A 26,544-nucleotide genomic window follows, 5' to 3' on the forward strand; every position below is an offset into this window, starting at 1 on the left:
GATAATTAAATTAGTATGCAGAGAAATAATTACGCTTAAACGTAAAGATAAATAAAAAAAGCGTCTGGCCTGGCAGACGCTCGCAACGGAAAATTAGCGACCGCTCCAGCTTCTCAGCTCGCTCTCGCGCGTTGACAGCTGCTGCTGTGGCGTCAGCTTGTTGTAGTTTTCCGCCATGCCGCTTTCCCAGTCCCCATAGAGCGGGTTAGGCAACACGATAAACTGCGTGCCAAAGCGCTGATGGTTCTGGCTGACAAAGGCGCGACGCTGCGCATTACCCTGATGCCAGGTGGCACCGCCAAAGTCATTCAGATTATCGCCCACGTAAAGCACAACGTTATAGCCTGCTGCCCTGATGGCGTCGAAGCGCGCCTGTTTGTTAGAGCTGCCGGTACTGAGACGCACGGTCTGCTGATTGACCTGCGGGAAGCCGAGCTGCGTCAGGTTGGCAACCGTAGCATCGTAATCTTTCTGATCGCGGTTGGAGACGTAGAACAGCGTGCCGCCGTGCGACGTTACGTAGTTGGCAAAGTCGACCGCACCCGGCACCGCCAGCGCCTGCTTCGCCTGAGTCCATGCCGACCAGGTTTTTGCGCTGAACGGCTGCCCGTTTTTCGCCTGCCAGGCGCTGTAGGCGCTGTTATCGATCATGGTTTCATCCAGATCGACAATCACCGCCTTTGGCTTGCCGGTCAGCGACGGCGCGGCATCAAAGGCGAGCTGCGCGCCGTTAAATGCCTGCCACGCCAGCGCCTGGTATTCACCCGACTGCTGAAACCAGTTAACGGCCAGTACCGACTGCTGGCCGAGCTGCTGCTGAGCATCACGCGTGGAGTGAGAGGCGCAGCCGCTCAGCGTCAGCGCCAGCAATCCGCTGCTGAGCAGCGTTGCGGTCATTTTCATTCTGTCATCCTTTATCCGGTAAAGTGGTAAGCGGTAACACTGTCAAAATGTAGCAGTTAACGTAAGCTGGCAGCAGTCAAACGCTTCAGAGGAGATTCATATGGGTATCCGCGTACGTTCCACGCTGCTCGATGCGCTGGAGTGGGTTGAATATGCTTTTCAGCCCGCAGGCGAAGCGCCGCCTGAAGAGGCTGCCTATGGACACCAGCGCCACAGTGCAACGGTAGTCTATGACGAAGAGAACGTTCCCCCTAAAAGCTGTGAATCGGACGGCGTGATTGGCCTGGGCACGCGACCGGTGGCGGTTTACACCGCTGACTGCCTGCCGGTTCTGATTGCTGATACCCGGCATCGGCGCGTCGCGGCCGTCCACGCCGGACTGAAAGGCACGCTGGCTGGCGTGCTGGGCCGTGCCGTCGATCGGCTGTGCGAGGCGGGAACCACGCCCGCCGATCTCCAGGTGGCTATCGGTCCGGCCATCGCCCCCTGCTGCTATGAACTGGGTGAGGCGATGCTGACGCCAGTTGCGCAATCCCTTCCCGGCCCGCTGGCGCACTGCTGGCACCGCGAGCAGCCCTCTAACCCGCTGGCGGTCAGGCCGCAGGCCAGGGCAACGCAAAAGGGTATCTGGTTTGATTTGCCTCAGCTGGCGACGGAACTACTGATGCAAACAGGCGTGAAGCCGGCCAGTATCGAGAACGTCGGCTACTGCACCTACTGTATGGCGGAAGCGGGCTCCAGCTATCGCCGCAACACCCATTTCAACAGCGGCTACCAGTCACGCTACTCGTGGATACGCCGCCGCAGCGGCTGAAAGTTGATGCGCCTCACAGCGCGAAAAATTTTCACTTTTGTTTAACATCACGGCGGCTACAGTACACTCATCCGACCACTTACCCTGAGTGATGCCGCCGTGAACCGTTCTGCTTACCCTGCTCTCTTTGCCCCGCTCGACCTGGGGTTTACCCAGCTGCGTAACCGCTTTTTGATGGGGTCGATGCATACCGGGCTGGAAGAACACCCTGACGGCGCAGAGCGTCTTGCCGCGTTTTATGGCGAACGCGCACGCGAAGGCGTGGCGCTGATTGTTACTGGTGGGGTCGCCCCCAATGCGCAGGGCGTGGCGATGGCACAGGGAGCGATGCTGACCTCGCCTGACCAGTGCCACTGGCACCGTCAGATCACCCAGGCCGTCCATGCTGAAGGCGGTAAAATTGCGCTGCAAATCCTGCATACCGGCCGTTACAGCTATCAAAAAGATCTGGTCGCTCCCTCTGCGATTCAGGCCCCCATTAACCCCTTTCTCCCTCAGGCACTGGATGAGCAGGCGATTCTGCAAACCGTCGCCGATTTTGCCCGCTGCGCCCGGCTGGCGCAGCAGTCAGGCTATGACGGCGTCGAAATCATGGGGTCTGAGGGCTACCTGATCAATCAGTTTCTGGCGGCACGTACCAACCAGCGCAGCGATCGCTGGGGCGGCGATGCGTCGCGCCGTCGCGCGTTCGCTCTCGCCGTCACGCGTGCGGTGCGCGAGGCGGTAGGCTCCGACTTTATTGTCATTTTTCGCCTGTCGATGCTCGATCTGGTTGAAGAGGGGAACTCGCTCGACGAAACCCTGACGCTGGCTGCGGCGCTGGAAGCGTGCGGCGTCACCCTGTTTAACACCGGTATCGGCTGGCACGAAGCGCGCATTCCTACCATCGCAACCTCCGTACCGCGCGCCGCCTTTGGCTGGGCAGCGCAGCGGCTGCGCCAGCACGTCACCGTGCCGGTCATCGCCACCAACCGTATTAATCATCCCGCGGTCGCCGAGCAGCTGCTGCAGAACGGATGCGCCGATATGGTTTCGCTGGCGCGCCCCTTCCTGGCCGATGCTGCCTTCGTCAGTAAATCGCAGCGCGGCGCAGCGGAGAGCATTAATACCTGCATCGCCTGTAATCAGGCCTGCCTGGATCAAATCTTTGCAGGCAAGGTCACCTCCTGCCTGGTCAACCCGCGAGCCTGCCATGAAACCCTGATGCCGGTTGCGCCCTGCTCTCTCCCTAAACAGATTGCGGTCGTAGGCGCAGGGCCGGCAGGCATGGCATTTGCCCTGCAGGCCGCGCAGCGCGGCCATCGGATCCGGCTCTATGACGCTGCTGACGCCATCGGCGGCCAGTTCAACATCGCAAGCCAGATCCCCGGTAAAGCGGAATTCAGCGAAACCCTGCGCTACTTTACCCACCAGCTCGCCGCCGCCGGGGTGGAGGTGCACACCGGCTGCCGGGTAACGCCTGCTATGCTGGAGACGGCCGATGAGGTGGTGCTGGCAACCGGTATTCAGCCGCGTACTCCCGCCATCCCCGGCATCAATCACCCAAGCGTGCTGAGCTATCTTGAGGTGCTACGTGACAAAAAGCCGGTGGGCAAGCGCGTGGCGATCATCGGCGCAGGCGGTATTGGCTTTGACACCGCGATGTTTCTGTCGCAGCCCGCAGAGGAGAAGGATAATGATATTGAGCGCTTTTGCCGCGAATGGGGCATCGACCTGACGCTGACGCAGCGCGGTGGTCTCAGGCCTGCACAACCGTTGCCCGCCGCGCGCGCGATCTGGCTGTTACAGCGCAAGCCCGGCAAGCCCGGCGCGGGGCTGGGAAAGACCACCGGCTGGATCCATCGCACGACCCTTCAGGCGCGCGGCGTAACGATGTGGGGGGGCGTAACCTATCTGGGGATTGATGACAGCGGATTGCATCTGCGCCGCAACGGCATCGCGGAGCTATTGCCGGTAGATAACGTGATTGTCTGCGCGGGTCAGGAGCCGCAGCGTGAGCTGGAGGCCGCGCTACGCGCGCGCGGCCAGTCTGTCTGGCTTATTGGCGGGGCTGACGTCGCGCTGGAGCTGGATGCCCGACGGGCTATTGCTCAGGCGACCCGGCTGGCGCTGACCCTGTAATCAGCGCATTTTCACCGCGCGCAGCACCACAAATTTCTGGTTCGAGGCCACCAGCGTACAGTTGCCAAACAGCTTTTTGAGCTTGTGGTGATAGTCGAGATGGCGGTTGCCGACGATGCGCAGTTCGCCGCCATATTGCAGGCAGCGTTTGGCATCGCGCAACATTTGCCACGCCAGATGATCGGTCACGGCATGCTGCTGGTGGAACGGCGGGTTACAGAGTACCGCGTGCAGGCGATCGGAGGGGTAGCCACTCAGCACGTTGTTAACGCGAAACTGGCAGCGCGCCAGATCCTGCGGCCGGTTCACCTCAACGTTAAGCTGGCTCGACGCCACTGCCATAAAGGACTCATCAAGGAAAATCACCTCCGCCTGCGGGTTGCTTTCCAGCGCCATCAGGCCGATAACCCCGTTGCCACAGCCAAGATCGACTATCTCGCCTTCGATATTTTCCGGCAGGTGTTGCATAAAGAAGCGAGCGCCAATATCCAGCGAGCTGCGGGAGAAGACGTTGGCATGGTTGTGGATCTGGTAGGGCGTTCCGTCCAGCGGCCAGACGGTCGTTTGCGCCTGTGGAGCCAGCGCGGGTGCGCTAAACCGCGTATAGATAAGGCGGGCTTTTTTCCACGCCAGCGACGTGCGGGTTTCGCCGAGAATTTTTTCAAACAGCTGCAGCGTGGAGTTGTGGATCTCTTTAGCGCGCGCCGCCGCCAGGATCACCGTATCAGCGGTAATCACGTCGCGCAGGGCGCGCAGCTGCTGCTCCAGCAGCGCCAGCGTTTTTGGCACCTTAATCAGTACCGCCGCAGGGGCCGCAGGCAGCACATCAAGGCTGCTGAGAAAGTGCACGTCGCCGTCATCAAGCGCGTTAACACGCAGGTTTTGCCGCGTGGCCTGCTGGCTCAGCCAGGAGTCGCTGACGTGCCACACCGGGCGCGGATTTAACGCACAGGTCAGCGCGCCAAAGCTGTCGTTGAACACCAGAACCGGCCCTTCCGGCAGCGTCTGTTGCAGCAGATATTCATCAGCGGCATCCCATGCCTGAAGCGGACTCTCTTCACGCATTTGCGGGAAACGGTGCAGGGTCAGGGTGCGATCGACTAGTTCAAGTTGGCTCATGAATTCTCCGGCTGGTACAATCTGGCTGTTTTACGCCCCAAAAGGGGGGCGCAGTATACTGTCTTTCGCCGGGAATCCCTAATGTCCGCACTTATCTATCTACAGGGTTATCCTGAGAACATTCTTCAGCAGGTTCAGACGCTGATTGACCATGAAAAACTCGGCGCTTTTTTGCAGACGCGCTATCCCGACACGCACGATATCGTCAGCGATAAAGCGCTCTACGACTACACGCTGGCGTTAAAAAATCGCTATATGCGCAATGCGCCGCCGATCAGCAAGGTGATCTGGGATAACAAAATCAAAGTGATGAAGCACGCGCTCGGCCTGCACACCGCCATCTCTCGCGTACAGGGAGGCAACCTCAAGGCGAAGGCGGAGATCCGCGTGTCCACCTTTTTCCGCCTTGCCCCTGAGCCTTTTCTGCGCATGATTGTGGTGCACGAGCTGGCGCATCTCAAAGAGAAGGATCATGACAAAGCCTTTTACCAGCTTTGCTGCCACATGGAGCCAGACTATCACCAGCTGGAGTTTGACGCCCGGCTGTGGATGACAGACCAGGCGATGCGTGGCAATGCGGCCTAAAGGAACTCCTGCGCTTTCTGAATCAGGCTGGTTTTTGTCAGCGCACCGAGAAAGCGTTTCTCCTGTGGATTGTTCAGCACTGGCAGGCGCTCCAGCGTGACGCGGGCAAACGCCTCCCAGCCCTCGCGCATGCTCTGGTTCTGATAGACAAACGGGAAATTGTCATCCATTACCGTGGCAACCGGTGAGTCCAGCGTGATCTCCTGCGCCAGCACTTTGCGTGCAATATCATGAACAGAGACCACCCCAAGAAACGCACCTGCCGCATTGATGACGTAGACGTAACGCTCACGCTTCAGCGAACTGACCGCCAGCGCCTGCCCCACTGACTCCTGCGGCTGTAGAGCAGCACCGGGAATGATCAGCTCCGCTACGCGCATGTTGTCGAAATCATATTTGGCTTCAGAGCGGTTAAAGTGGTTGCCAACCACTGGATAGGTGCTGGCGGACTGCAACCGATACACCACCATCGAGGCCAGCACCGCTGCGATCATGACCGGAAACAGCAACGTACTGTTAAGCGTCATCTCCAGTACCATCAGGATTGCCATCAGTGGGGCCTGGCTGACGGCTGCCAGCACCGCCGCCATGCCGATGGCCGCGTAGAGCAGCACGTTACCGAGCGGCAGATGCAGCATAGCGCCCAGCGTCGCCAGCGCCACGCCAAGCAGCGCGCCAATCAGTAGCGACGGCGTAAACAGCCCGCCCACCGCGTTAGAGCCTACCGACAGCGTGGTCGCCAGCGTTTTCAGCAGCAGCAGCAGCAGCAGGCCCGGCAGCAGATACTTTCCCGCCATGATATTGACGATGACGTCATAACCGTTGCCCAGAATATCGGTAGAGATCAGCGCCAGCAGCCCTACCGCCACCCCTCCCGCTCCCAGACGCAGCGGCAGAGATGCGATATGGCTGAACAGCGCTTTGCTGCGTGCAATCAGCTTGATCAGCAGCCAGCCTGCCAGCCCGGCAGCCAGGCCAATCACCACCGTGACCAGCACACTGCTGACATCTGTCTGGAAGCTGGCATCTGCCAGCGGATAAAGCGCATTGCGAAAGCCAAGCGACCACATGGTCATTACGGCGACTGATGAGGAGATCACCAGCGGGATCAGGCGCTGTAGCGCCGAGATACCAAAGGCGATCTCCGCGACAAAAATCGCCGACGCCAGCGGCGCGTGGTAGACCGATGAGAGACCTGCTGCGGCCGCCATCGCGACCACATCGCTGTTTTTCAGGTTGAGCGAGGCGGGCATCCAGCGCCCCAGCACGCTGCCGCACAGGGCCGAGAGTTGCACCATCGGCCCCTCTTTACCAATTGAGGCACCCGATCCGATGCTGGCAATTGAAGAGAGTGCCCGAAACAGCGAGGTGCGGGTGGGCACCGCATCAAGCCGTGCGTTGATCACTTCCAGATAGTCGGTCTTTACCGTTTGCTGTTTTTCAATGCTGACTGCATAGCGCAGAAAAAATCCGGCCAGCACCCCGCCCGCCCCGACCAGCAGCGGCCAGAAGATCCATGGCCAGGCGTGCATCGCCACAGTAATGTCGCTGCTGCTGCTGAACAGCAGACGGTTTATGAGTTCGATAATGCCACGAAACGCCAGCGTGACCAGCGACGCCGCCAGGCCTACCGGAATCGCCACCAGCAGCGTGGTCCAGTTCAACGCGTGTTTACTTCCTTTCAAACGATTTCTCCACCCTTATCAACCCGTCAACGTTGCGCCATCACTATATTGGAAGGAGGATCGCAGGATCAAACTCCCCCTGCTTGCCTGCGCTTGCGCCTGATGCCCGGCGTGCTACTCTGCCGCTTATTTGCTGCAGGAGAGCCAATGTGATCCGTTTTGCCATTGTGGGAACAAACTGGATAACGCGCCAGTTTATCGACGCCGCGCACGAAACCGGCCATCTGCGCCTGAACGCCATCTATTCGCGTTCGCAGCAGCAGGCGGAAACCTTTGCCCAGGATTACCCCTGTCAGCATCTCTTTACCTCACTGGCAGCGCTGGCGACCAGCGATGAGGTAGATGCGGTTTATCTGGCCAGCCCGAATGCGCTGCACTGTGAGCAGGCCATGCTGTTTATGTCCCACGGGAAGCACGTTATCTGTGAAAAACCGCTCGCCTCAAACCTGCATGAGGTGGAACAGATGATCGCCTGCGCCCGGCAGCATCAGGTGATCCTGTTTGAGGCGTTCAAAACCGCCAGCCTGCCCAACTTTAATCAGCTTCAGCAGGCGCTGCCCGCCCTGGGCCCGCTGCGCAAGGCACTGTTTAGCTACTGTCAGTACTCGTCGCGCTATCAGCGCTATCTCGACGGCGAGAATCCCAACACCTTTAATCCGCACTGGTCGAACGGATCGATCATGGACATCGGCTTTTACTGCCTGGCAACGGCAGTGGCGCTGTGGGGCGCACCCCAGGGGGTGAAAGCCAGCGCCTCACTGCTCGCCAGTGGCGTTGACGGCCACGGCAGCGTGCTGCTCGACTACGGCGATTTTGACGTCACGCTGCTGCACTCCAAGATCAGTCAATCGCTTATTCCCAGCGAGATCCAGGGGGAAGCAGGTACGCTGCTGATCGAAAAGCTGGCGGAGATGCAGTCGGTTACGCTGGTACCACGCGGCGGCACTTCGACAGATCGCTCTCAGCCGCAACATATCAACACCATGCTGTATGAGGCCCAGGCCTTTGTGCAGCTGGTGCGCCAGCGTCAGGTTGAGCATCCAGGGCTGGAAACGTCGCGCATCACTGCCGCCTTACTCACGGAGATCCGTCGTCAGACGGGCGTCATCTTCCCGGCCGACGGCTGCGCTGTGTAAATATGTCAAAATATGAATGGGCCGCTATTGCCACTTTGACCACCACCGCCTATCTTAACTACCAGCAAAGGGGAGTAACTTGTAAGCTGCACGATCGTCATTACGATGCGCACGCATCCGGTCGGCAGGCAACCCGGAATCTGATTCTGCGTTGTAAGTGAGACCTTGCCGGAAGGCGAGGTTTGCTTATGTTCCCATAAAAGCGGCTGACGTCTTCTGACTTCAGCCGTTTTTTATTTCAGGGCAGGAAACGCTATGCAGACTGTAGGAACGCCTCTTCTCTGGGGCAGCTTTGCGGTAGTGGTGCTGATCATGCTGGCGATCGACCTTTTTTTACAGGGGCGTCGCGGTGCACAGACCATGAGCTTTAAACAGGCGGCCGTCTGGTCGCTCATCTGGGTGTCGGTATCGCTGCTGTTCAGCGCCGCCTTCTGGTGGTATCTCAATGACAGCGCCGGACGCGAGGTGGCCACCACGCAGACGATGGCCTTTTTAACCGGCTACGTGCTCGAGAAAGCGCTGGCGGTCGATAACGTCTTCGTCTGGCTGATGCTGTTCAGCTACTTCTCTATTCCCGCTGCGCTACAGCGCCGCGTGCTGATTTACGGTGTGCTGGGCGCGATTGTGCTGCGAACGATCATGATCTTTGCTGGCAGCTGGCTGGTGACGCAGTTTAGCTGGATCCTCTATCTGTTCGGCGTTTTCCTGCTGCTGACCGGCGTGAAGATGGCGTTTGCCAAAGAGGATGATGAGAACGCGGTCGGCGATAAGCCGGTGGTTCGCTGGTTACGCAAACACCTGCGCATGACCGACGACCTGGACGGCGAGAAGTTCTTCACCCGCAAAAACGGCGTGCTGTTTGCCACACCGCTGCTGCTGGTGCTGATCATGGTGGAATTAAGCGATGTAATTTTTGCGGTCGACAGTATTCCGGCAATCTTTGCTGTGACCACCGATCCCTTTATCGTGTTGACCTCTAACCTGTTTGCCATCCTCGGTCTGCGCGCCATGTATTTTCTGCTGGCCAACGTGGCTGAACGCTTCTCCATGCTGAAGTATGGGCTGGCGGTTGTGCTGGTGTTTATCGGTATTAAAATGCTGATCGTCGACTTCTATCACATTCCGGTCTCGATCTCGCTGAGCGTGGTGGGCATTATCCTCGGCTCAACGCTGCTGATTAACGCCTGGGTGAATCGCAAAAGCGACCAGAAAAAGATCTCACAATAATCCGCTACAGGGGCAGGTAATGCCCCTGTTTTATTTTGCCAGTCCGGGGTGTGACATTTCATCGCTCTGTCACATTTCTCTCATGCAGCATAACTGAAAACCGATCCCCCTCGCACAGGCAGAATTATCTCTTTCCTCGCCCGATCTTTTCCTTATACTCCGCCAGGCAAACCGCTTCGGGCGCGTTAATCAACGCCTTCTGAAGCCACATCCCGCTACAACGTAAAGAACATCTATGACTAACTCTCTTTCCGGTCGTCTGGGCGCGTTACTCGCAGGAAGCCTGGTAAAACAAATCATGGTAGGGCTGGTGGCCGGTATGGTGCTGGCCTGGATCTCCAAAGATGCTGCGCTGGCGGTCGGCCTGCTGGGCGAGCTGTTTGTCAGCGCGCTGAAGGCTGTTGCACCGCTGCTGGTTCTGGTGCTGGTAATTGCCTCCATTGCCAATCATCAGCAGGGACAGAAAACCAGTATTAAACCCATTATTGCCCTCTACCTGCTCAGCACCTTTTTCGCTGCGGTGATCGCGGTAGTGATGAGTCACCTGATGCCGCAAACGCTGACGCTGGCAGTTGGCACCACGGAGATTACGCCGCCCTCCGGTATTACCGAAGTGCTGCGCGGCCTGCTGATGAAGATGGTGGCAAATCCGATCACGGCGCTGATGGAAGCAAACTACATTGGCATTCTGGTGTGGGCGATCGGTCTGGGCCTCGCTTTTCGCCACAGCGCACAGGGCACACGCGATCTGCTCAATGATGCTTCGGACGCCGTTACCTGGCTGGTGCGCTGCGTGATCCGCTGTGCACCGATCGGCATTTTCGGCCTGGTCGCCTCAATTCTGGCCTCAACCGGCTTTGGCGCACTGTGGCAGTATGCCCATCTGCTGGCGCTGCTGCTGGGCTGTATGGTGCTGATGGCGCTGGTGGTCAATCCGCTGCTGGTCTACAGCAAAATCCGCCGCAATCCCTATCCACTGGTTTTTACCTGCCTGCGCGAGAGCGGCGTGACCGCCTTCTTTACCCGCAGCTCGGCAGCTAATATCCCGGTGAATATGGCACTGGCGAAACGTCTGAACCTGGATGAAGATACTTATTCTGTATCAATTCCGCTGGGCGCGACCATCAGCATGGCGGGGGCATCCATTACCATTACCGTGCTGACGCTGGCGGCGGTGAATACGCTGGGCATTCACGTTGACGTGTCGACCGCTATTCTGCTGAGCCTGGTGGCGTCACTCTGCGCCTGTGGCGCATCGGGCGTGGCAGGCGGTTCGCTGCTGCTGATCCCGGTGGCCTGCAACATGTTTGGCATTCCTAACGATCTGGCGATGCAGGTGGTTGCAGCCGGTTTCATTATTAGCGTGTTGCAGGACTCCGCCGAAACGGCGCTTAACTCCTCAACCGATATCCTGTTTACCGCGGCGGTTTGCCAGGCGGAAGCCGAGCGCGAAACCAGCCGGGCCTGATAACAGAATGGCGACCATACAGGTCGCCATTGCTGTTTTTCGCTGGGCGCTGTCGCGAGTGGCATGGACCGATCGCAAAGGCGCTTTACGCATCCCTGCTCGCCCGTCCCGCGACATCCCTGTCGCGGGACGCTTTGCTCTTCGTTCCATGCCATTTGTTCTCTGAGCTTTTGCGCCGTCTGAAACAGCGACATCAGCGTCAGTGCCCTGTAGCCCGGCTATAACGTCACGCCGCTTTTAAAAATCGCCAGCTCGCGGAAATCGTTCTTCTCATTGTTGGTGAGTTCGCCGTTGGCAATCGCCACGATAGTGTCGACGAAATCCTCCAGCAGCGCCTCCATGCTCATTCCCTCCAGCAATCGACCGGCGTTAAAATCGATCCAGTGCGGCTTCTTCTCCGCCAGCGGCGAGTTGGTCGCCAGCTTCACCGTCGGCACAAATCCGCCGTAAGGCGTGCCGCGCCCGGTGCTGAACAGCACCATATGACAGCCCGCCCCCGCCAGCGCGCTGGTGGCCACCGCATCATTACCGGGCGCGCTCAGCAAATTCAGGCCCGGCCTTTTTAGCCGCTCACCATACCTGAGCACGTCCACCACCTGGCTGGAACCCGCTTTCTGCGTGCAGCCCAGCGATTTCTCCTCCAGCGTGGTGATACCGCCAGCCTTGTTGCCTGGCGACGGGTTCTCGTAAATCGGCTGCTGGTGATCGATAAAGTACTGCTTGAAGTCGTTGATCATCGACACGGTTTTATCGAAGGTCGATTCGTCGCGGCAGCGGCTCATCAGGATACGCTCTGCGCCAAACATCTCCGGCACCTCGGTCAGTACCGTCGTGCCGCCGTTGGCAATCATCTGATCGGAGAAGCGGCCCAGCAGCGGATTGGCGGTAATGCCAGAAAAGCCGTCAGATCCGCCGCATTCCAGGCCAAACTTCAGCTCGCTCAGTCTGCCCGGCTGACGCTGGTCATGGCGCATCGCCTCATAGAGCGCGCGCAGATGCACCAGCCCTGCTTCCACTTCGTCATCATGCTGCTGGCAAACCATATACTGAATACGGTCGCTTTCCGGCAGCCCCAGCGTCTCACGGAAAGCATCAACCTGATTGTTTTCACAGCCGAGACCGATCACCAGCACCGCGCCCGCGTTGGGATGACGCACCATGTTTTGCAGCATGGTGCGGGTGTTCTCATGATCCTGTCCCAGCTGTGAACAGCCGAACGTGTGGCTGAAGAGGAAGGCACCATCGGTGCCCGCCGCGTTATCGCTCTCTTTCAGAAAACGTTGCAGGATCTGGCGTGCAATGCCGTTGACGCAGCCTACGGTCGGCAGGATCCACAGCTCATTGCGGATCCCTGCCTCACCGTTGGCGCGACGATAGATCTGCACTTCGCGATCGCCAGGCTGCGGCGGCACCTCAATAAACGCCGGCAGATAGTCGTACTCATCCAGATCGCTCAGGTTGGTGCGCGCGTTGCTGGAGTGGATCAGCTCGCCTGAAGCGATCGGCTGTGTGGCATGGGCGATCGGTAGCCCATACTTGATCACCAGCTCCCCCTCGGCGAGAGGCCGCAGCGCAAATTTATGGCCGCGCGTAATCGCCTGCTGCAGCGTTACCGCCACCTGTTGCAGCTCAATACGCTGCCCGGCGTCTAAATCGCGCAGCGCCACGGCAACGTTATCCAGAGAGTGAATTTTAATCGCATCTTGCATAGCGTTATCCCAGTGTGCTCAACGCCTCACGCATACCGTGGGCGAGAATGTTTTGCAGGTGTCGGCTGACCTCGGCCACCAGCTGCGGCTGCCGGGTTAAATCTTCACCCCAGTGCTGCACGTCGCTTAACACCTCGCGTACCAGCTGCTGGGGTGACATCTGGTCGGCGTGCACCGCCTGCCAGAGTTGCTCATAGCGCGCCAGCCAGTGCGCATCATCCTGTAGCGGCCAGCACTTTTCCGCCGCGGTACCGCGGTAGAAGGCGATCAGTGCCGCCAGCGCAAAGGTCAATCGTGGCGGCCAGACGCCCCGCTGCGCGTGTGATGCCAGCAGCGGCGTCAACAGGCGGGTGCGGAATTTAGTCATGCTGTTCAGCGCGATAGCAAGCAGCGCGTGGCGAATAAAGGGATTGCGGAAACGCCGCTCGACCGCGTCAGCAAAGGTGTGCAGCTCGCTACGCGGCAGATCCAGCGTGGGAATGATCTCCTCGCGCAGCAGGCGATCGACAAAGCCCGCAATGGCCGGATCCGCCATCGCTTCGCCAACGCTCTCCAGCCCGGCCTGAAATGCCACCGGCACCATCGCCGTGTGCGCACCATTGAGGATCGCCACTTTCTGCGCTTTCCACGGCGCGATATCATCCACCCGCCGCACCTGCGGCGCCAGCGCGTCGAGCTTCAGCTCGTCAAACAGCGCACGCGGCCCTTGCAAAATAAACTGGTAGTAGACCTCGCCCGCCACCAGGAAATGGTCGTCATAGCCGAGCTGCGCGGCCAGCGCTTCACTCTCCTGCGGGAAGCCGGTAACGATGCGATCTACCAGCGTGTTGTAGAAAACCGAGTGCTGCGTAACCCAGGCGGTGAACGCTTCCGGCAGTTGCCAGTGCTGTGCATAGCGCAGCACCTGTTCACGTAGCGCATCGCCGTTATGATCGATCAGCTCGCAGGGCACAATCAGCCAGCCCTTGTCCTCTGCCCCTCTGAAGTGCTGGAAGCGCGCCCAAAGCAGCTGCGTCAGCTTGCCGGGAAAGCTTGAAGCGGGTGCATCCTCAAGGCGATCGCCCGCAGAAAAGGCGATGCCCGCTTCCGTGGTGTTGGAGAAAACAAAACGCATCTGCGGCGCGTGCGCCAGTGCCAGAAAGTCGCTGTGCTGGGTATAAGGCTGGATCTCACGGTTCAGGCTGCGGATCAGTCGCGTTTCACTGACGCGCTCACCCTGCTCGTTCAGGCCGCGAATCAGCGTAGTGTAAAGTCCATCCTGCTGGTTTAGCGTGTCGCTGACAGCGCGGTTGCGCGGCCGCACGACCACGACGCCCGCGTCGGTGCCCTGGTATTGATTCAGCCAGTCAAGCTGCCAGTCAACGAAGGTGCGCAAAAAATTGCCTTCGCCGAACTGGATAACGCGCTCGCTGTAGATCGCGCCGGGAAAGTCGTGACGGTTTAGCCGCTGCATGATCAGGCTCCCAGCTCAATACCGAAGTAATCACGAGCGTTGTTAAAACAGATGTTTTGTACCATCTGGCCCAGCAGCGCCTCGTCACCCGGCGCTTCGCCTTTCTCCACCCAATGGCCAATCATCTGGCACAGCAGGCGGCGGAAATATTCATGGCGCGTATAAGAGAGGAAGCTGCGGCTGTCGGTCAGCATGCCAACAAAGCGGCTCAGCAGGCCAATCTGTGCCAGCTGTGTCATCTGCCGCTGCATGCCATCGAGCTGATCGTTGAACCACCAGGCAGATCCAAACTGCATTTTGCCTGCTTCGCCTTCGCCCTGGAAATTGCCTGCCATGGTCGCCAGGACTTCGTTATCGCGCGGGTTCAGGCAGTAGAGAATGGTTTTCGGCAGCGCGTTCTGCAGGTTCTGCGCGCCCAGCAGCTTCGCCAGCGGCTCGGCCAGTGGCTGATCGTTGATGGAGTCAAAGCCCACGTCCGGCCCCAGCAACGCAAACTGGCGACGGTTGGTATTGCGCAGCGCGCCGATATGGTATTGCTGCACCCAGCCGCGACGGGCATATTCGCTGCCCAGCCATACCAGCACGGCCGTCTTGAACTGCGCAATCGCCTGCAGGTCCGGCGCGTTGCCCGCGCGGCGATTCGCCAGAATCGCGTCAAGCGTCGCGTCGTCTGCCTCAGCGTAGAGCACCACATCAAGTGCATGGTCCGAAATTTTACAGCCGTGAGCGGCAAAATAGTCGAGACGTTTGCTGAGCGCGCTGCGCAGGTCGTCAAAGCGGCGCACGCTGATGTCGGTCAGCGATTCCAGCTTCTCAATCCACGGCAGGAAACTCTCCGCCTCGATGTTAAAGGCTTTATCTGGGCGCCAGCTTGGCAGCACTTTAACGTTGAAGCTGCGCTCCTGCGCGAGCGCGTGGTGATATTGCAGATCGTCCAGCGGATCGTCAGTGGTGCCAACCATCTTCACGTTCATCTGCTGCATGATGCCGCGCGCGGTAAAGTCATCCTGTGCCAGCAGCGCATTACAGCGCGCCCAGATGTTGTCAGCCGTTTTCTCAGAGAGCAGCGTGTCGGTGATGCCGAACGGGCGGCGCAGCTCAAGATGTGTCCAGTGGTAGAGCGGGTTGCCAATGGTATGGGGTACGGTGCGCGCCCAGGCATTGAATTTTTCACGATCGCTGGCATCACCGGTGCAGAACGATTCCGGCACGCCGTTCGCGCGCATGGCGCGCCATTTATAGTGATCGCCTTTCAGCCAGATGTCATACAGATTGGTAAAGCGATAATTTTCGGCAATCTGCTGCGGCGGGAGATGACAGTGATAGTCGAAAATTGGCTGATCCTTCGCATAGTCGTGATAGAGGCGACGGGCAAATTCGGTATCCAGCAAAAAATCCTCGGTCATAAAACGCGACATATGTGCTTCCTCCTGGCTAAAGCCTTAATGCGTTCAAAGTTATCATACCAATTTTAGCCAGCCACAGAATTCTTTGAGATCCTGCTCACATAACTGGCAGCAATTTCACGCAGTCATGGACGTTTTTACTCTCTGTAGCGTGCTAAATGGCTGTCATTACGCGCATTTAAAGTATCCCACATTGCAAAAGGGGCTTTTGTGATGGCATTCAACTTTTAAAGTTGTATAACAAGTTACGCTCTCGCTCCGTAATGGCAAGGTAAAGACAAAGGCCGCTTTAGCGCGGCCTGCGGGCGTGAGAAGTGTCGAATCACGGCTGTCCCGCTCCAGATAACAACAGCGGCAAGACCGCAGACAGAACTGGAAGAGGTTAATGATGCGTAAGATTAAAGGGCTACGCTGGTATATGATCGGGCTGGTGACGCTGGGTACCGTGCTGGGTTATCTCACCCGTAATACCATCGCCGTCGCCGCGCCGACGCTACAAACCGATTTACATATCACGACTCAGCAGTACTCCTATATCGTGGCGGCCTACTCTGCCTGTTATACCGTGATGCAGCCGGTCGCGGGCTATGTGCTCGATATGCTCGGCACCAAGATCGGTTATGCGGTGTTTGCGGTGCTGTGGGCAATCTTCTGTGCCGCCACAGCGATGGCGGGCAGTTGGGGCGGTTTCGCTCTGGCACGCGGTGCGGTCGGTGCTGCGGAAGCCGCGATGATCCCGGCGGGCCTGAAAGCCAGCAGCGAATGGTTCCCGGCCAAAGAGCGCTCCGTTGCCGTAGGCTACTTTAACGTTGGCTCCTCGATTGGCGCGATGCTGGCTCCTCCACTGGTGGTGTGGGCGATTGTGGCGCACAGCTGGCAGATGGCGTTTATTATTACCGGCGTACTGAGCCTGATGTGGGCTATCTGCTGGCTGATTTTCTATAAGCATCCCAAACAGCAAACCAAACTCAGCGAAGAGGAGCGTCAGTACATTATTTCCGGTCAGGAGGCGCAGCATCAGACGGGCAATACGCAAAAAATGTCGGCGCGCCAGATCCTGCGCAATCGCCAGTTCTGGGGCATCGCACTGCCGCGTTTTCTGGCGGAGCCCGCCTGGGGAACCTTTAACGCCTGGATCCCGCTGTTTATGTTTAAGGTCTACGGCTTCAACCTGAAAGAGATTGCGCTGTTCGCCTGGATGCCAATGCTCTTTGCCGACCTCGGCTGTATTCTTGGAGGCTATCTGCCGCCGCTGTTTCAGCGCTGGTTTGGCGTGAACCTGATTGTATCGCGCAAACTGGTGGTGACGCTGGGTGCAGTTCTGATGATTGGCCCCGGCACCATCGGCCTGTTCACCAGTCCCTACGTTGCGATTGCGCTGCTTTGCGTGGGCGGCTTCGCGCATCAGGCTCTTTCCGGCGCGCTGATTACCCTCTCCTCCGACGTCTTTGGACGCAACGAAGTCGCAACGGCGAATGGCCTTACCGGCATGGCGGCCTGGACGGCGAGCACTCTGTTTGCGCTGGTGGTTGGCGCGCTGGCCGATACGCTGGGCTTCAGTCCCCTGTTTGCCGCGCTGGCGGTGTTTGATCTGTTGGGTGCAGTGGTGATCTGGACGGTCCTGCGCAATAAGCCTGTTGCCGAGCTGGAGAAAGAGGTGAAGGTGCCGCAGGCTGCCCCCGTGGGCAGCTAAACCGGCACCGCCCCTGCCCCTTAACGATCCTGCGCAGGAAGCGCGCAGGATCGTTCCCTCTTTCGGCGCAAAGTGGTATAACAACTTCATTTACGACACGAGAATGCGCTATGGACCTGACTGAACCTCGTCGACTCTACCAGCAACTGGCCAGCGATCTGAAAAGTCGCATCGAATCAGGCGTTTATGCCGTAGGCGATAAACTGCCGGCCGAGCGCCTGCTTGCCGAAGAGATGAATGTGAGTCGCACCGTGGTGCGCGAAGCGATCATCATGCTGGAAGTAGAGGGCTACGTTGAGGTACGCAAAGGTTCCGGCATTCACGTGGTTGCCAGCCAGCAACAGAACCGCGTGATGACCTCCAGCCAGCTCGAATTTGCCAGCTTTGGCCCCTTCGAATTGCTTCAGGCACGCCAGCTGATTGAAAGCAACATCGCCGAGTTTGCTGCAACGCAGGTAACGCGCCAGGACATTATTGACCTGATGGCAATTCAGGAAAAAGCCCGTCAGGAAGATCACTTCCGCGACTCGCAGTGGGATATGCGGTTTCACGTCCGCATCGCACAATCCACCCAAAACAGCGCGCTGGCCGCTATCGTCGAGAAGATGTGGCTGCATCGCCTGCACAACCCCTACTGGCTCAAACTACATGAGCATATCGACCAGCGCAGTATCCTCAGCTGGTGCGATGACCATGACCAAATCCTCAAAGCGCTGATGCGTAAAGATCCTGCCGCCAGCAAACTGGCAATGTGGCAACATCTGGAAAATACTAAGCAGATGCTGTTTAACGCGACTGCGGATGACTTTGAATTCAATGTGGATCGTTACATGTTTGCTGAAAACCCCGTTATCCTGCCGGACGGTGCCAGCAATCTGCCTTGATTCCGCTGCGTTTTCGCGCAGCAAAGTCAGTTAATCTGCAATAGTGTCAGGTCGTGTAAAGCTCCTTTTGACGGGTCGTATCAAAAGGTAAAACTCCTGTGCGGCGGGCACATTCCCCTGTCTCAGACCTGTGATTTTTGTTACAGTTATCGCCCCTTTCTTACCCTTTGCGACAGGGTTTAAAAAGTTGCTGATTTAACAATCAATTCTGGAAGGATCCGGAAAATCCTGCACAGACTGTGTACCCAAAAATGACAACTCCATGCCAGTCTGCGCTTATGTCCTTTGAGACGCGTTAAACAATGATGTTCAGGAATGATTGATGGATATTTTGCATGCGTTGCTGCAAGCGTTGTGGCAACAGGATTATGAAACGCTTTCTGATCCAACGCTGGTATGGGCCATTTATGGCGTGCTTTTCATGATCCTGTTTCTGGAAAATGGCCTGCTGCCCGCCGCATTTTTGCCGGGCGACAGTCTGTTGATTCTGGTTGGCGTGCTGATTGCCAAAGGCACCATGAGTTTTCCTCTGACCATTCTGGTGCTGACAACCGGAGCCAGCCTTGGCTGCTGGGTGAGTTATATTCAGGGGCGATGGCTCGGCAATACGCCAACGGTGCAAAAGTGGCTTTCGCACCTGCCTGCGCAGTACCATGCGCGCGCCCACAGTCTGTTTCACCGTCACGGGCTCTCTGCGCTGCTAATCGGGCGGTTTATCGCCTTTGTGCGTACGCTGCTGCCGACCATCGCTGGGCTCTCTGGCCTGAACAATGCCCGTTTTCAGTTTTTTAACTGGGTGAGCGCGCTGCTGTGGGTGCTGATTCTGACCGTGCTTGGCTTTGCCCTGGGTAAAACCCCCCTTTTCCGCCGCTATGAAGATGAACTGATGTTCTGCCTGATGCTGCTGCCGCTGGTGCTGCTGGTAATTGGCCTGTTCGGCTCCCTGCTGGTCCTGTGGCGCAAGCGCCAGGCAAATCAACACGGCAAGGGCGAATGATGAAAATTCATGGTCACGTACCGCGTCGGATGCTGCCCTGGCTCATCGTCGCCACGCTGCTGCTGCTGGCAATCTGCATTACGCCCACGCTGTTGCGGCACGAAAGCGTGGTTCAAATCCGCGTTTCTCATGCCGGTGGACCGCTGCCGGATGGGTTTTATCTCTATCAGCAGCTCACGGCACAGGGTATTCGTATCAAAAGCATTACGCCTTCAGGCGATGCCCTGATCATTCATTTCGAAAGCGAAGAGCAGAGCCTTGCCGCCCAGAAAGTGCTGCGTCGCCTGCTGCCGGATGGCTTTGTGGTCGCCAGACAGCCTGACTCAGCATCCGCCTCTTCCTCCACGCTCAATATCTCCTGATTTGCCGTCGCCTTCTCGTCTCTCGAGGTGGCGGCGGAATAGTCTCTATCCCCTCGTCTTTTTTGAACTTTTTACAGGCGCTGTCTATGCTTGATGGATGGATCCGCTCTCTGACAAGCCAGGCCATCACGCTGTCTGGTCATGGCAGGTCAGCAACAAAGGAAGGTAACAAGCCAGATGAAACACTCATTACTTCTTGGCCTCGCGCTGTTTTCTCTGTCAGGTTCGCTGATGGCGGAGGAATCACTCTGTCAGCAGAAAGAGCAGGATATTCAGCGCGAAATTGCTATGGCGCAGCAGCATAACAATCAGCGTCGCGTAAACGGTCTGGAGCGGGCATTAACTGAAGTACGCGCCAGCTGTAGCGATGAAGAACTGAAGGCGGCTCATCAGGCGCGTATTAAAGCGCAGCAGAAAAAAGTGACTGAGCGTGAACGTGAGCTAAAAGAGGAGCGTCAGGACGGCGATGACAAGGAAAAAATCGCCAGGCGCGAGCGTAAATTGAAAGAAGCACGCCAGGAGCTGAAAAAGTTACAGGCGGAGCCCTATTGATCCCGACCCTATCACTGAAGCTAAAAGGAACATTTTATGTCTAAAGACACTTCATCAGAACATTTGCGTGCTGAATTAAAGAACCTGGCGGACACGCTGGAAGAGGTGCTGAGCAGCACAACGGACAAGTCAAAAAGCGAACTGGATAAGCTGCGTCAGAAAGCGCGCGTCGCCCTCGACAGCTCACGTGAGAAACTGGGCGATTCCGGTGAGTATCTGGCACAAACCACGCGTGAAGCCGCGCAAAAAGCGGACGGCTATGTGCGTGAAAACCCCTGGCATGGCGTGGGTATCGGTGCGGCGATTGGCGTGGCGATCGGCATTCTGATTTCACGGCGTTAATCATGGCGGATTCACAGCAGAGCCACGGCCCCGGCAAAGGGGTCATCAACATTGGTCAGCGCATTGTCACCACGCTGGTCAGCATGGTCGAGACCCGCGTTCGTCTGGCGGTGGTCGAGCTGGAAGCGGAAAAGGCTAACCTGATTCAGCTGCTGCTGATGGTGGGTCTGACCATGCTGTTTACGGCGTTTGGGCTGATGAGCCTGATGGTGTTGATTATCTGGGCCGTCGACGCGCAGTACCGTCTGATGGCAATCGGTATCACTACCGGCGTTCTCTTTCTTCTGGCGTTAATTTTCGGTGTGTGGAGTTTGCGTAAGTCTCGACAGTCTACGCTGCTGCACCATACCCGCAAAGAGCTGGAGACCGACCGTAAGCTGCTGGAGGATGAGCGCGCATGAGCAGCAAACTGGAACGTGAGGCTCGCATCCATGCGCTGCTGGGCGATATCCAGCAGCAGCGGCTGGATCTCAGCGCAGGCAAGCGCGATTTCCTGCTTGGCACGGCGCATTATGACCGTGGCTGGCTGACATTCCTCAGTATGCGGCGCTACCTGGCTATTGGCAGCAGCGCGCTCGCTATCTGGTCGGTACGCAGTCCTAATAAGTTTGTACGTCTGCTCAAGCGTGGCTTTGGCGTATGGAGTACCTGGCGCATGTTAAAGTCGGCCCTGCCGCAGCGCTAAATTCCCTCACTTCAGCCGGTGTGAAAGCACCGGCTTCGCTTCATCAGATTTCCTGAAAGACATCTACAGAATATATCGCTTACAACCTTTTCCCGGCGCGACTATTATCTCCAGCTATCAGCTCAGCGAACGGCTGCACCGCCTTTTGCCGGGACTTCTTAAATGCAGGCTCACCTGCCTGCCATAAACTTAGCTGGAGTAAATGATGAAAAAATTCGAAGATACAGGGCTTTTGCTGGCGCGTATTCTGATGCCTGTCCTGTTTATTACCGCAGGCTGGGGCAAAATTACTGGCTATGCCGGGACCCAGCAGTATATGGAAGCCATGGGTGTTCCTGGCTTTATGCTGCCGCTGGTTATCCTGCTGGAGCTGGGCGGCGGTCTGGCGATTCTGTTTGGCTTTCTGACCCGCTTCACCGCGCTGTTTACGGCCGCATTCACCGTGCTGACGGCGTTTCTGTTCCACAGCAACTTCGCAGAAGGCGTTAACCAGCTGATGTTCATGAAAAACCTCTCTATCGCGGGTGGTTTCCTGGTGCTGGGCCTGGTGGGTCCGGGTGCCTACAGCATTGACCGCCTGCTGCGCAAGAAAGCCGCCCCGGCTGCGGCACTGCGTTAAGCATACATCTGGCGTAATGCCACATATACTTAGCAGGGCGAGGATACTCCTCGCCCTGTCTGCATTGGAGGCGATATGGGTCAACTGATCGACGGTGTCTGGCATGACACCTGGTACGATACGAAATCAACCGGCGGACGCTTTAAACGCTCTGAAGCGGTCTGGCGGAACTGGGTGACGGCGGACGGCAGTGCAGGTCCGACCGGCAAGGCGGGCTTTAAAGCCGAGCGCGACCGCTATCATCTCTATGTCTCTCTCGCCTGCCCCTGGGCGCACCGCACACTGCTGATGCGCCAGCTTAAAGGGCTGGAGTCGATGATTGACGTCTCTGTAGTGCATCCGCTGATGCTAGAAAACGGCTGGACCTTTGACGACGAATTTCCTGACGCCACGGGCGACAAGCTCCATCAGAATGAGTTTCTCTACCAGCTGTATCTGCATGCCGATCCGCACTACACCGGACGCGTGACCGTACCCGTGCTGTGGGATAAACAGCAGGGCACCATTGTCAGCAACGAATCGGCGGACATCATCCGCATGTTTAACAGCGCCTTTGACGCGGTGGGCGCGCGCGCGGGCGACTACTATCCGCCTGCGCTGCGTGAAAAAATCGATGAGCTGAACGGCTGGATCTACGATACGGTCAATAACGGCGTTTATAAGTCAGGCTTTGCAACATCGCAGGCCGCTTATGATGAGGCCGTGACAGCCCTGTTTCATTCGCTGTCGCGGCTGGAGCAGATCCTGGGGCAGCATCGCTATTTAACCGGTGACCAGCTCACCGAAGCCGATCTGCGTCTCTGGACAACGCTGGTGCGCTTCGATCCGGTCTATGTTACCCATTTCAAATGCGACCGCCATCGCATCAGTGACTACCTGAATCTCAGCGGCTTCCTGCGTGATATCTATCAGATGCCGGGCATCGCCGATACGGTGAACCTGCCACATATTCGTCATCACTACTATGTGAGCCATAAAACCATCAACCCGAACGGCGTGATTTCTCTGGGTCCGGCGTTTGACTGGGATGAGCCGCACGGACGCGGCTAAGCCTGCGCGCCGTTTGCCTTGCGGAACGGCGCCCTCTTCCAACTGTTATAGAAATTTTGCACATTTCTGTGTCTCCTCTGGCGCACTGTTATCTGTTCTACTGAGCAGAAACGTGACGGTGAGGTGAACAATGGACGCCATTAAACAAATTTTAATCGACGAAATCGCTACGCTTAATCGCGAGGAACGCCGCGACAACCGACCGCGTTTCAGCCTCTCTTTCCTGAAAACTCACCCCGGCCTCTGGGCGATAATGTATCTCTGCTACGGCCTGTGCGTGGCGCTGATTTTCTCAACAGAGATGCTGGGCTGGCCCGCTTTCTGGTTTGCCACCCTTTTTGTGCTGGTAATGAGTTTTCTGATGCTGCTGGATATCAATCCCAAATATCGCTTCGAGGATATCGACGCGCTGGATTTGCGCGTCTGCTACAACGGTGAATGGTATTACGTCCAGCCGGTGTCTGATGGCGGCGTGAAGAAGATCCTGAACCTGCCGGATGCACCAGAGCAGGTGAAAAGCGGCATCCAGCGTCTGCTGCAGCAAAAGGGCGAGGTGGATTTTTACGACATCTACTACCTGACCTGGGGGCACCAGCAGGCAGCACAGGTTTAATTACCGGACTGTTCAGCAATCAGCCTTCCCAGCGTAATTATCGCCGCTTCGGCGCGTGTATCCCACGGCCAGGCGGCGTTGATTCGAAAGCAGTGGGTCAATTCTTCTCCGGCAGCAAAAAGTCTCCCTGGCGCAATGCTAATACCCTGCTGCAACGCCTGCTGATAGAGCAGCGTCGTATCGTAGCCCTGCGGCAATGTCACCCATAAGAAATAGCCCCCTGGCGACTCGCCAATGCTTGCCCCTGTCGGCAGGACGCCACTGAGCGCCCGGCGCACCTGCTCTTTACGCTGCGCCAGCGTCTGGCGCAGCTTCTTCAGGTGCGTATCATAGCGGCGCGTGGCAAGGAAATCGGCCAGTGCCAGCTGCATCGGTGCACTGGTAGAGAGCGTGCTCATCAGCTGCAGGCGCTGAATACGCTGCGCATGCTGCCCAGCCGCAACCCAGCCAACGCGAAAGCCCGCCACCAGACACTTGGAAAAAGAGCCACAGTGCAGCACATTGCCCTGGCGATCCCACTGTTTGGCCGGATGCGCCGGCTCCCTGCCCGCCCAGAGTTCAGCGTAGACATCATCCTCAATCAGCGGCACCTGATAGCGTGCCAGCAGCGCCACCAGCTGCGATTTGCGCGCGGGCGACAGCGTGACGCCCAGCGGGTTTTGCAGCGTGGTCATCAGCCAGCACGCTTTCACCGGCCAGCGCTGTAGCGTTTCTTCCAGCTGCTGCATATCGATGCCCTGCTGCGCATCGCTCGGCACCGCCAGCGCCTTTAGCTTCAGACGTTCAATGGCCTGTAGCGCACCATAAAAGGCTGGCTGCTCGATAACCACGTAGTCGCCCGGCTCAGTCACTGCCTGCAGACTCAAATTAAGCGCTTCCAGCGCGCCGTTGGTGATCACAATTTCATCCGGCGACAGCGTGATGCCCTGCCGTGCATAGCGCTGTGCCAGCATCTGCCGCAGCGCCGCATTGCCGGGTGGAAGGTTATTCAGCGCGTCGAGCGGCGTCAGCTGATGAGAAACATTGGTCAGTGAACGCATCAGCTGGCGCTGGGGAAAGAGTTCAGGATCGGGGAAGGCCGAGCCAAAGGGCACGATGGCCGGATCGCGGATCGCCTGTAATACATCGAAGACGAAGTCGTTAATATCAACCTGCTCGCTGAGCGCCACCTGCGCGGGTGCGGTTTGCAGCGCGCGCGGCGCAACGTAATAACCAGATTGCGGTCGTGAGACGATCCAGCCCTGGCTCTCCAGCACCTCATAGGCGTGCATCACCGTCATCAGGCTTAATCCCTGCTGCTCTACCTGCTGGCGCAGCGACGGCAGTTTCGTCCCTGGCGGCCAGATACCCGCTTCGATCTGCTGTTGAATCTCATCCGTCAGTTGCTGGTATTTCGCCACGGGCTGCTCCTTCTGTTGCCGGGACGCAGTTTAGCATGGGGAGCCACGGAGAAGCGCAAAATGCGCAAGGCGTCAGCGCCGCCTTGCGCGCGGGGAAAGCGGGTTGCGGAACGGCGTGAGCGTATCGCGCTGGACAGCGCCGCCTCACACGCGAGGAAAGCGGAGAATGTGCCCCCGCGCCTGTGCAGGGTTGAACCAGAATCGTCATTACTGACCGGTAAGCCGCATGCTTTAACCGACAGTGGCGTGGGCAGACATGCCTGCTGGCCTCAAAAAGCTAAAACCTCGCCTGTGCAGCGCTTTTACCTGAATCGGCACACTGACGCTATGGCCAAAAGCGACGTGGGCAGGCACGCATACTGGCCTCAAAAAGCAAAAACCCCGCTTGCGCGGGGTTTTCACCTGAAGAGTCGAAACTGACCGATAAGCCGGGTTCTGTCGTGGACAGTCATTCATCTAGGCCAGCAATCGCTCACTGGCTCAAGCAGCCTACCCGGGTTCAGTACGGGCCGTACCATGCGAACCCCTATTTGGCCTTGCTCCGGGTGGAGTTTACCGTGCCGCGAACTGTTGCCAGACGCGCGGTGCGCTCTTACCGCACCCTTTCACCCTTACCTGATCCCATAAATGGGCCATCGGCGGTTTGCTCTCTGTTGCACTGGTCGTAGGCTTGCGCCCCCCAGGCGTTACCTGGCACCCTGCCCTATGGAGCCCGGACTTTCCTCCCCTCTGCCCGTCTCCCTACAAGAGGGACGACGACAAAGCGGCGACTGTCTGGTCAGCTTCGGCGCAGGATATTAGGCCATTCGGCCCCGTTTGTCACGCCTCTTGCTGATCGAGCGCAAAACGGTAGAGCGCATTTTTCTTCACGCCGTGAATTTCTGCCGTCAGCGCCGCTGCTTTTTTTAACGGCAACTCTTTTTGCAGTAGCGCCAGCGTGCGTAGTGCCTCAGCAGGCAACGCCTCTTCATCAGCCTTATGGCCTTCGACGATCAGCACCATTTCACCTTTACGGCGGTTTTCATCTTCTTTAATCCAGGCGAGCAGCTCACCCACCGGCGCTCCGTGGATCGATTCCCAGGTTTTGCTCAGTTCGCGCGCCAGCACAACGTAGCGATCGCTGCCCAGCTCGCTCGCCATATCGGCCAGGCTGTCGAGCAGGCGATGGGTCGACTCATAGAAAATAAGCGTACGCGGTTCCTGCGCCAGCGCGCGCAGCGCATCACAGCGCGCTTTGGTTTTTGCTGGCAGAAATCCTTCGTAACAGAAACGATCGGACGGTAATCCGGCGGCGCTTAATGCTGTGACGGCGGCGCACGGGCCTGGCAGCGGCACAATACGGATACCCGCTTCGCGGCAGCGACGCACCAGGTGATAGCCTGGATCGTTGATCAGCGGCGTTCCGGCATCGGAAACCAGCGCGATACTTTGCCCCTCCTGCAACTTCGCCAGCAGCAGTTCGGCCTTCTGCTGCTCGTTGTGGTCGTGAAGTGCGAAGAGCCGCGCAGTGATGGCGAAATGTTGTAGCAACAGCCCGGTATGACGTGTATCTTCCGCTGCGACCAGATCGACGCCCGAAAGCACCGTCAGCGCCCGCTGGGTGATATCACCCAAATTACCAATCGGGGTTGGAACGATGTAGAGCGTGCTGGCAGAAATCTCTGCCCGATCGAGTTGTTTCATTGTTTCATCCGAATTGCCGATTTAATATTGAGCATCTT

25 protein-coding genes and 1 other RNA gene are annotated in these 26,544 nt (G+C 57.9%); 17 read left to right on the plus strand and 9 right to left on the minus strand.

Annotated elements, in window-relative coordinates; genetic code table 11:
• Positions 1-93: 93 nt before the first annotated feature.
• Positions 94-903, minus strand: a complete 810-nt coding sequence (locus HP564_RS19045) for a 5'-nucleotidase, lipoprotein e(P4) family (RefSeq protein WP_371245405.1) — start codon at positions 901-903, stop codon at positions 94-96.
• 100 nt (positions 904-1,003) lie between these two features.
• On the opposite strand from HP564_RS19045, the gene HP564_RS19050 reads away from it, so the two are divergent.
• Positions 1,004-1,717, plus strand: coding sequence for a polyphenol oxidase family protein (locus HP564_RS19050; protein WP_371245406.1), 714 nt, complete (start codon positions 1,004-1,006; stop codon positions 1,715-1,717).
• Between the two features lie 99 nt (positions 1,718-1,816).
• Positions 1,817-3,838, plus strand: a complete 2,022-nt coding sequence (locus tag HP564_RS19055) for an FAD-dependent oxidoreductase (RefSeq protein WP_371245407.1) — start codon at positions 1,817-1,819, stop codon at positions 3,836-3,838.
• Here the strand turns inward: HP564_RS19055 and rlmG are convergent, their stop codons facing one another.
• Positions 3,839-4,957, minus strand: coding sequence for a 23S rRNA (guanine(1835)-N(2))-methyltransferase RlmG (gene rlmG / locus HP564_RS19060; protein WP_371245408.1), 1,119 nt, complete (start codon positions 4,955-4,957; stop codon positions 3,839-3,841).
• Positions 4,958-5,038: 81 nt separating this feature from the next.
• On the opposite strand from rlmG, the gene HP564_RS19065 reads away from it, so the two are divergent.
• Positions 5,039-5,542: a YgjP-like metallopeptidase domain-containing protein gene (locus HP564_RS19065; protein WP_371245409.1), complete on the plus strand. Its 504-nt coding sequence runs from the start codon at positions 5,039-5,041 to the stop codon at positions 5,540-5,542.
• Here the strand turns inward: HP564_RS19065 and HP564_RS19070 are convergent.
• Positions 5,539-7,227 (minus strand): chloride channel protein, encoded by a 1,689-nt coding sequence (locus HP564_RS19070; RefSeq protein WP_371245410.1) that lies wholly within the window; start codon positions 7,225-7,227, stop codon positions 5,539-5,541. The genes HP564_RS19065 and HP564_RS19070 overlap by 4 nt on opposite strands.
• 149 nt (positions 7,228-7,376) lie before the next feature.
• Here HP564_RS19070 and HP564_RS19075 point away from each other — a divergent pair, with 149 nt between their 5' ends.
• The 3 genes from HP564_RS19075 to sstT all read left to right on the plus strand — a co-directional run bounded on the left by HP564_RS19075 (position 7,377) and on the right by sstT (position 11,058).
• On the plus strand, positions 7,377-8,363 hold the full coding sequence (locus HP564_RS19075; protein WP_371245411.1) for a Gfo/Idh/MocA family protein: 987 nt from the start codon (positions 7,377-7,379) through the stop codon (positions 8,361-8,363).
• 255 nt (positions 8,364-8,618) lie between these two features.
• Positions 8,619-9,590, plus strand: a complete 972-nt coding sequence (locus HP564_RS19080; protein WP_371245412.1) for a TerC family protein — start codon at positions 8,619-8,621, stop codon at positions 9,588-9,590.
• 235 nt (positions 9,591-9,825) lie between these two features.
• On the plus strand, positions 9,826-11,058 hold the full coding sequence (sstT, locus tag HP564_RS19085) for a serine/threonine transporter SstT (protein WP_371245413.1): 1,233 nt from the start codon (positions 9,826-9,828) through the stop codon (positions 11,056-11,058).
• A gap of 218 nt (positions 11,059-11,276) precedes the next feature.
• On the opposite strand, the gene HP564_RS19090 is transcribed toward sstT, so the two are convergent.
• From HP564_RS19090 to uxaC, 3 genes are read right to left on the minus strand one after another with little or no spacing between them, the layout of a single operon-like run.
• On the minus strand, positions 11,277-12,767 hold the full coding sequence (locus HP564_RS19090; RefSeq protein ID WP_371245414.1) for a UxaA family hydrolase: 1,491 nt from the start codon (positions 12,765-12,767) through the stop codon (positions 11,277-11,279).
• 4 nt (positions 12,768-12,771) lie between these two features.
• A complete protein-coding gene (locus HP564_RS19095) occupies positions 12,772-14,220 on the minus strand; it encodes a tagaturonate reductase (protein WP_371245415.1) in 1,449 nt (482 codons plus the stop codon).
• A gap of 2 nt (positions 14,221-14,222) precedes the next feature.
• Positions 14,223-15,638, minus strand: a complete 1,416-nt coding sequence (gene uxaC, locus HP564_RS19100) for a glucuronate isomerase (protein ID WP_371245416.1) — start codon at positions 15,636-15,638, stop codon at positions 14,223-14,225.
• 376 nt (positions 15,639-16,014) lie between these two features.
• Here uxaC and HP564_RS19105 point away from each other — a divergent pair, with 376 nt between their 5' ends.
• From HP564_RS19105 to HP564_RS19155, 11 genes are all read left to right on the plus strand, one after another.
• Positions 16,015-17,319: an MFS transporter gene (locus HP564_RS19105; RefSeq protein WP_371245480.1), complete on the plus strand. Its 1,305-nt coding sequence runs from the start codon at positions 16,015-16,017 to the stop codon at positions 17,317-17,319.
• Positions 17,320-17,429: 110 nt separating this feature from the next.
• Positions 17,430-18,203: a transcriptional regulator ExuR gene (exuR, locus tag HP564_RS19110; RefSeq protein WP_371245417.1), complete on the plus strand. Its 774-nt coding sequence runs from the start codon at positions 17,430-17,432 to the stop codon at positions 18,201-18,203.
• Between the two features lie 322 nt (positions 18,204-18,525).
• The gene (locus HP564_RS19115) at positions 18,526-19,200 is read left to right on the plus strand and encodes a DedA family protein (protein ID WP_371245418.1); all 675 of its coding nucleotides are present in this window, start codon (positions 18,526-18,528) and stop codon (positions 19,198-19,200) included.
• Positions 19,200-19,562 (plus strand): EnvZ/OmpR regulon moderator MzrA, encoded by a 363-nt coding sequence (mzrA, locus tag HP564_RS19120; protein WP_371245481.1) that lies wholly within the window; start codon positions 19,200-19,202, stop codon positions 19,560-19,562. The genes HP564_RS19115 and mzrA overlap by 1 nt, the downstream gene beginning before the upstream one ends.
• Before the next feature lie 177 nt (positions 19,563-19,739).
• Positions 19,740-20,114, plus strand: a complete 375-nt coding sequence (locus HP564_RS19125) for a DUF1090 domain-containing protein (RefSeq protein ID WP_371245419.1) — start codon at positions 19,740-19,742, stop codon at positions 20,112-20,114.
• Positions 20,115-20,150: 36 nt separating this feature from the next.
• Positions 20,151-20,456, plus strand: a complete 306-nt coding sequence (locus HP564_RS19130; RefSeq protein ID WP_371245420.1) for a YqjD family protein — start codon at positions 20,151-20,153, stop codon at positions 20,454-20,456.
• Positions 20,457-20,458: 2 nt separating this feature from the next.
• Positions 20,459-20,857, plus strand: a complete 399-nt coding sequence (locus HP564_RS19135) for a phage holin family protein (RefSeq protein ID WP_371245421.1) — start codon at positions 20,459-20,461, stop codon at positions 20,855-20,857.
• Positions 20,854-21,141 (plus strand): YqjK-like family protein, encoded by a 288-nt coding sequence (locus HP564_RS19140; protein WP_371245422.1) that lies wholly within the window; start codon positions 20,854-20,856, stop codon positions 21,139-21,141. The genes HP564_RS19135 and HP564_RS19140 overlap by 4 nt, the downstream gene beginning before the upstream one ends.
• Before the next feature lie 205 nt (positions 21,142-21,346).
• A complete protein-coding gene (locus HP564_RS19145) occupies positions 21,347-21,760 on the plus strand; it encodes a DoxX family protein (RefSeq protein ID WP_371245423.1) in 414 nt (137 codons plus the stop codon).
• A 75-nt stretch (positions 21,761-21,835) separates the two neighbouring features.
• Positions 21,836-22,810, plus strand: coding sequence for a glutathione S-transferase family protein (locus HP564_RS19150; RefSeq protein WP_371245424.1), 975 nt, complete (start codon positions 21,836-21,838; stop codon positions 22,808-22,810).
• 130 nt (positions 22,811-22,940) lie between these two features.
• Positions 22,941-23,423: a YlaC family protein gene (locus HP564_RS19155; RefSeq protein WP_371245425.1), complete on the plus strand. Its 483-nt coding sequence runs from the start codon at positions 22,941-22,943 to the stop codon at positions 23,421-23,423.
• On the opposite strand, the gene HP564_RS19160 is transcribed toward HP564_RS19155, so the two are convergent.
• From HP564_RS19160 to rsmI, 3 genes are all read right to left on the minus strand, one after another.
• The gene (locus HP564_RS19160; protein ID WP_371245426.1) at positions 23,420-24,823 is read right to left on the minus strand and encodes a PLP-dependent aminotransferase family protein; all 1,404 of its coding nucleotides are present in this window, start codon (positions 24,821-24,823) and stop codon (positions 23,420-23,422) included. The genes HP564_RS19155 and HP564_RS19160 overlap by 4 nt on opposite strands.
• A 408-nt stretch (positions 24,824-25,231) precedes the next feature.
• Positions 25,232-25,609, minus strand: an RNA gene (gene rnpB / locus HP564_RS19165) — RNase P RNA component class A.
• Between the two features lie 33 nt (positions 25,610-25,642).
• Positions 25,643-26,506 carry a 16S rRNA (cytidine(1402)-2'-O)-methyltransferase gene (gene rsmI / locus HP564_RS19170; protein ID WP_371245427.1) on the minus strand — a complete coding sequence of 288 codons (864 nt, stop codon included), beginning with the start codon at positions 26,504-26,506 and terminating at the stop codon, positions 25,643-25,645.
• Between the last annotated feature and the right edge of the window lie 38 nt (positions 26,507-26,544).

Origin of the sequence: Pantoea sp. KPR_PJ (genome assembly GCF_041386365.1) — a bacterium.
GTDB lineage: Bacteria > Pseudomonadota > Gammaproteobacteria > Enterobacterales > Enterobacteriaceae > Pantoea.

Bases quoted from the DNA above. Each gene is read 5' to 3' on its own strand.
- HP564_RS19045 (WP_371245405.1), bottom strand. From the start codon at position 903: ATGAAAATGACCGCAACGCTGCTCAGCAGCGGATTGCTGGCGCTGACG.
- HP564_RS19050 (WP_371245406.1), top strand. From the start codon at position 1,004: ATGGGTATCCGCGTACGTTCCACGCTGCTCGATGCGCTGGAGTGGGTT.
- rlmG (WP_371245408.1), bottom strand. From the start codon at position 4,957: ATGAGCCAACTTGAACTAGTCGATCGCACCCTGACCCTGCACCGTTTC.
- HP564_RS19065 (WP_371245409.1), top strand. From the start codon at position 5,039: ATGTCCGCACTTATCTATCTACAGGGTTATCCTGAGAACATTCTTCAG.
- HP564_RS19080 (WP_371245412.1), top strand. From the start codon at position 8,619: ATGCAGACTGTAGGAACGCCTCTTCTCTGGGGCAGCTTTGCGGTAGTG.
- sstT (WP_371245413.1), top strand. From the start codon at position 9,826: ATGACTAACTCTCTTTCCGGTCGTCTGGGCGCGTTACTCGCAGGAAGC.
- HP564_RS19090 (WP_371245414.1), bottom strand. From the start codon at position 12,767: ATGCAAGATGCGATTAAAATTCACTCTCTGGATAACGTTGCCGTGGCG.
- HP564_RS19095 (WP_371245415.1), bottom strand. From the start codon at position 14,220: ATGCAGCGGCTAAACCGTCACGACTTTCCCGGCGCGATCTACAGCGAG.
- uxaC (WP_371245416.1), bottom strand. From the start codon at position 15,638: ATGTCGCGTTTTATGACCGAGGATTTTTTGCTGGATACCGAATTTGCC.
- HP564_RS19105 (WP_371245480.1), top strand. From the start codon at position 16,015: ATGCGTAAGATTAAAGGGCTACGCTGGTATATGATCGGGCTGGTGACG.
- exuR (WP_371245417.1), top strand. From the start codon at position 17,430: ATGGACCTGACTGAACCTCGTCGACTCTACCAGCAACTGGCCAGCGAT.
- HP564_RS19115 (WP_371245418.1), top strand. From the start codon at position 18,526: ATGGATATTTTGCATGCGTTGCTGCAAGCGTTGTGGCAACAGGATTAT.
- mzrA (WP_371245481.1), top strand. From the start codon at position 19,200: ATGAAAATTCATGGTCACGTACCGCGTCGGATGCTGCCCTGGCTCATC.
- HP564_RS19125 (WP_371245419.1), top strand. From the start codon at position 19,740: ATGAAACACTCATTACTTCTTGGCCTCGCGCTGTTTTCTCTGTCAGGT.
- HP564_RS19130 (WP_371245420.1), top strand. From the start codon at position 20,151: ATGTCTAAAGACACTTCATCAGAACATTTGCGTGCTGAATTAAAGAAC.
- HP564_RS19135 (WP_371245421.1), top strand. From the start codon at position 20,459: ATGGCGGATTCACAGCAGAGCCACGGCCCCGGCAAAGGGGTCATCAAC.
- HP564_RS19140 (WP_371245422.1), top strand. From the start codon at position 20,854: ATGAGCAGCAAACTGGAACGTGAGGCTCGCATCCATGCGCTGCTGGGC.
- HP564_RS19145 (WP_371245423.1), top strand. From the start codon at position 21,347: ATGAAAAAATTCGAAGATACAGGGCTTTTGCTGGCGCGTATTCTGATG.
- HP564_RS19150 (WP_371245424.1), top strand. From the start codon at position 21,836: ATGGGTCAACTGATCGACGGTGTCTGGCATGACACCTGGTACGATACG.
- HP564_RS19155 (WP_371245425.1), top strand. From the start codon at position 22,941: ATGGACGCCATTAAACAAATTTTAATCGACGAAATCGCTACGCTTAAT.
- rsmI (WP_371245427.1), bottom strand. From the start codon at position 26,506: ATGAAACAACTCGATCGGGCAGAGATTTCTGCCAGCACGCTCTACATC.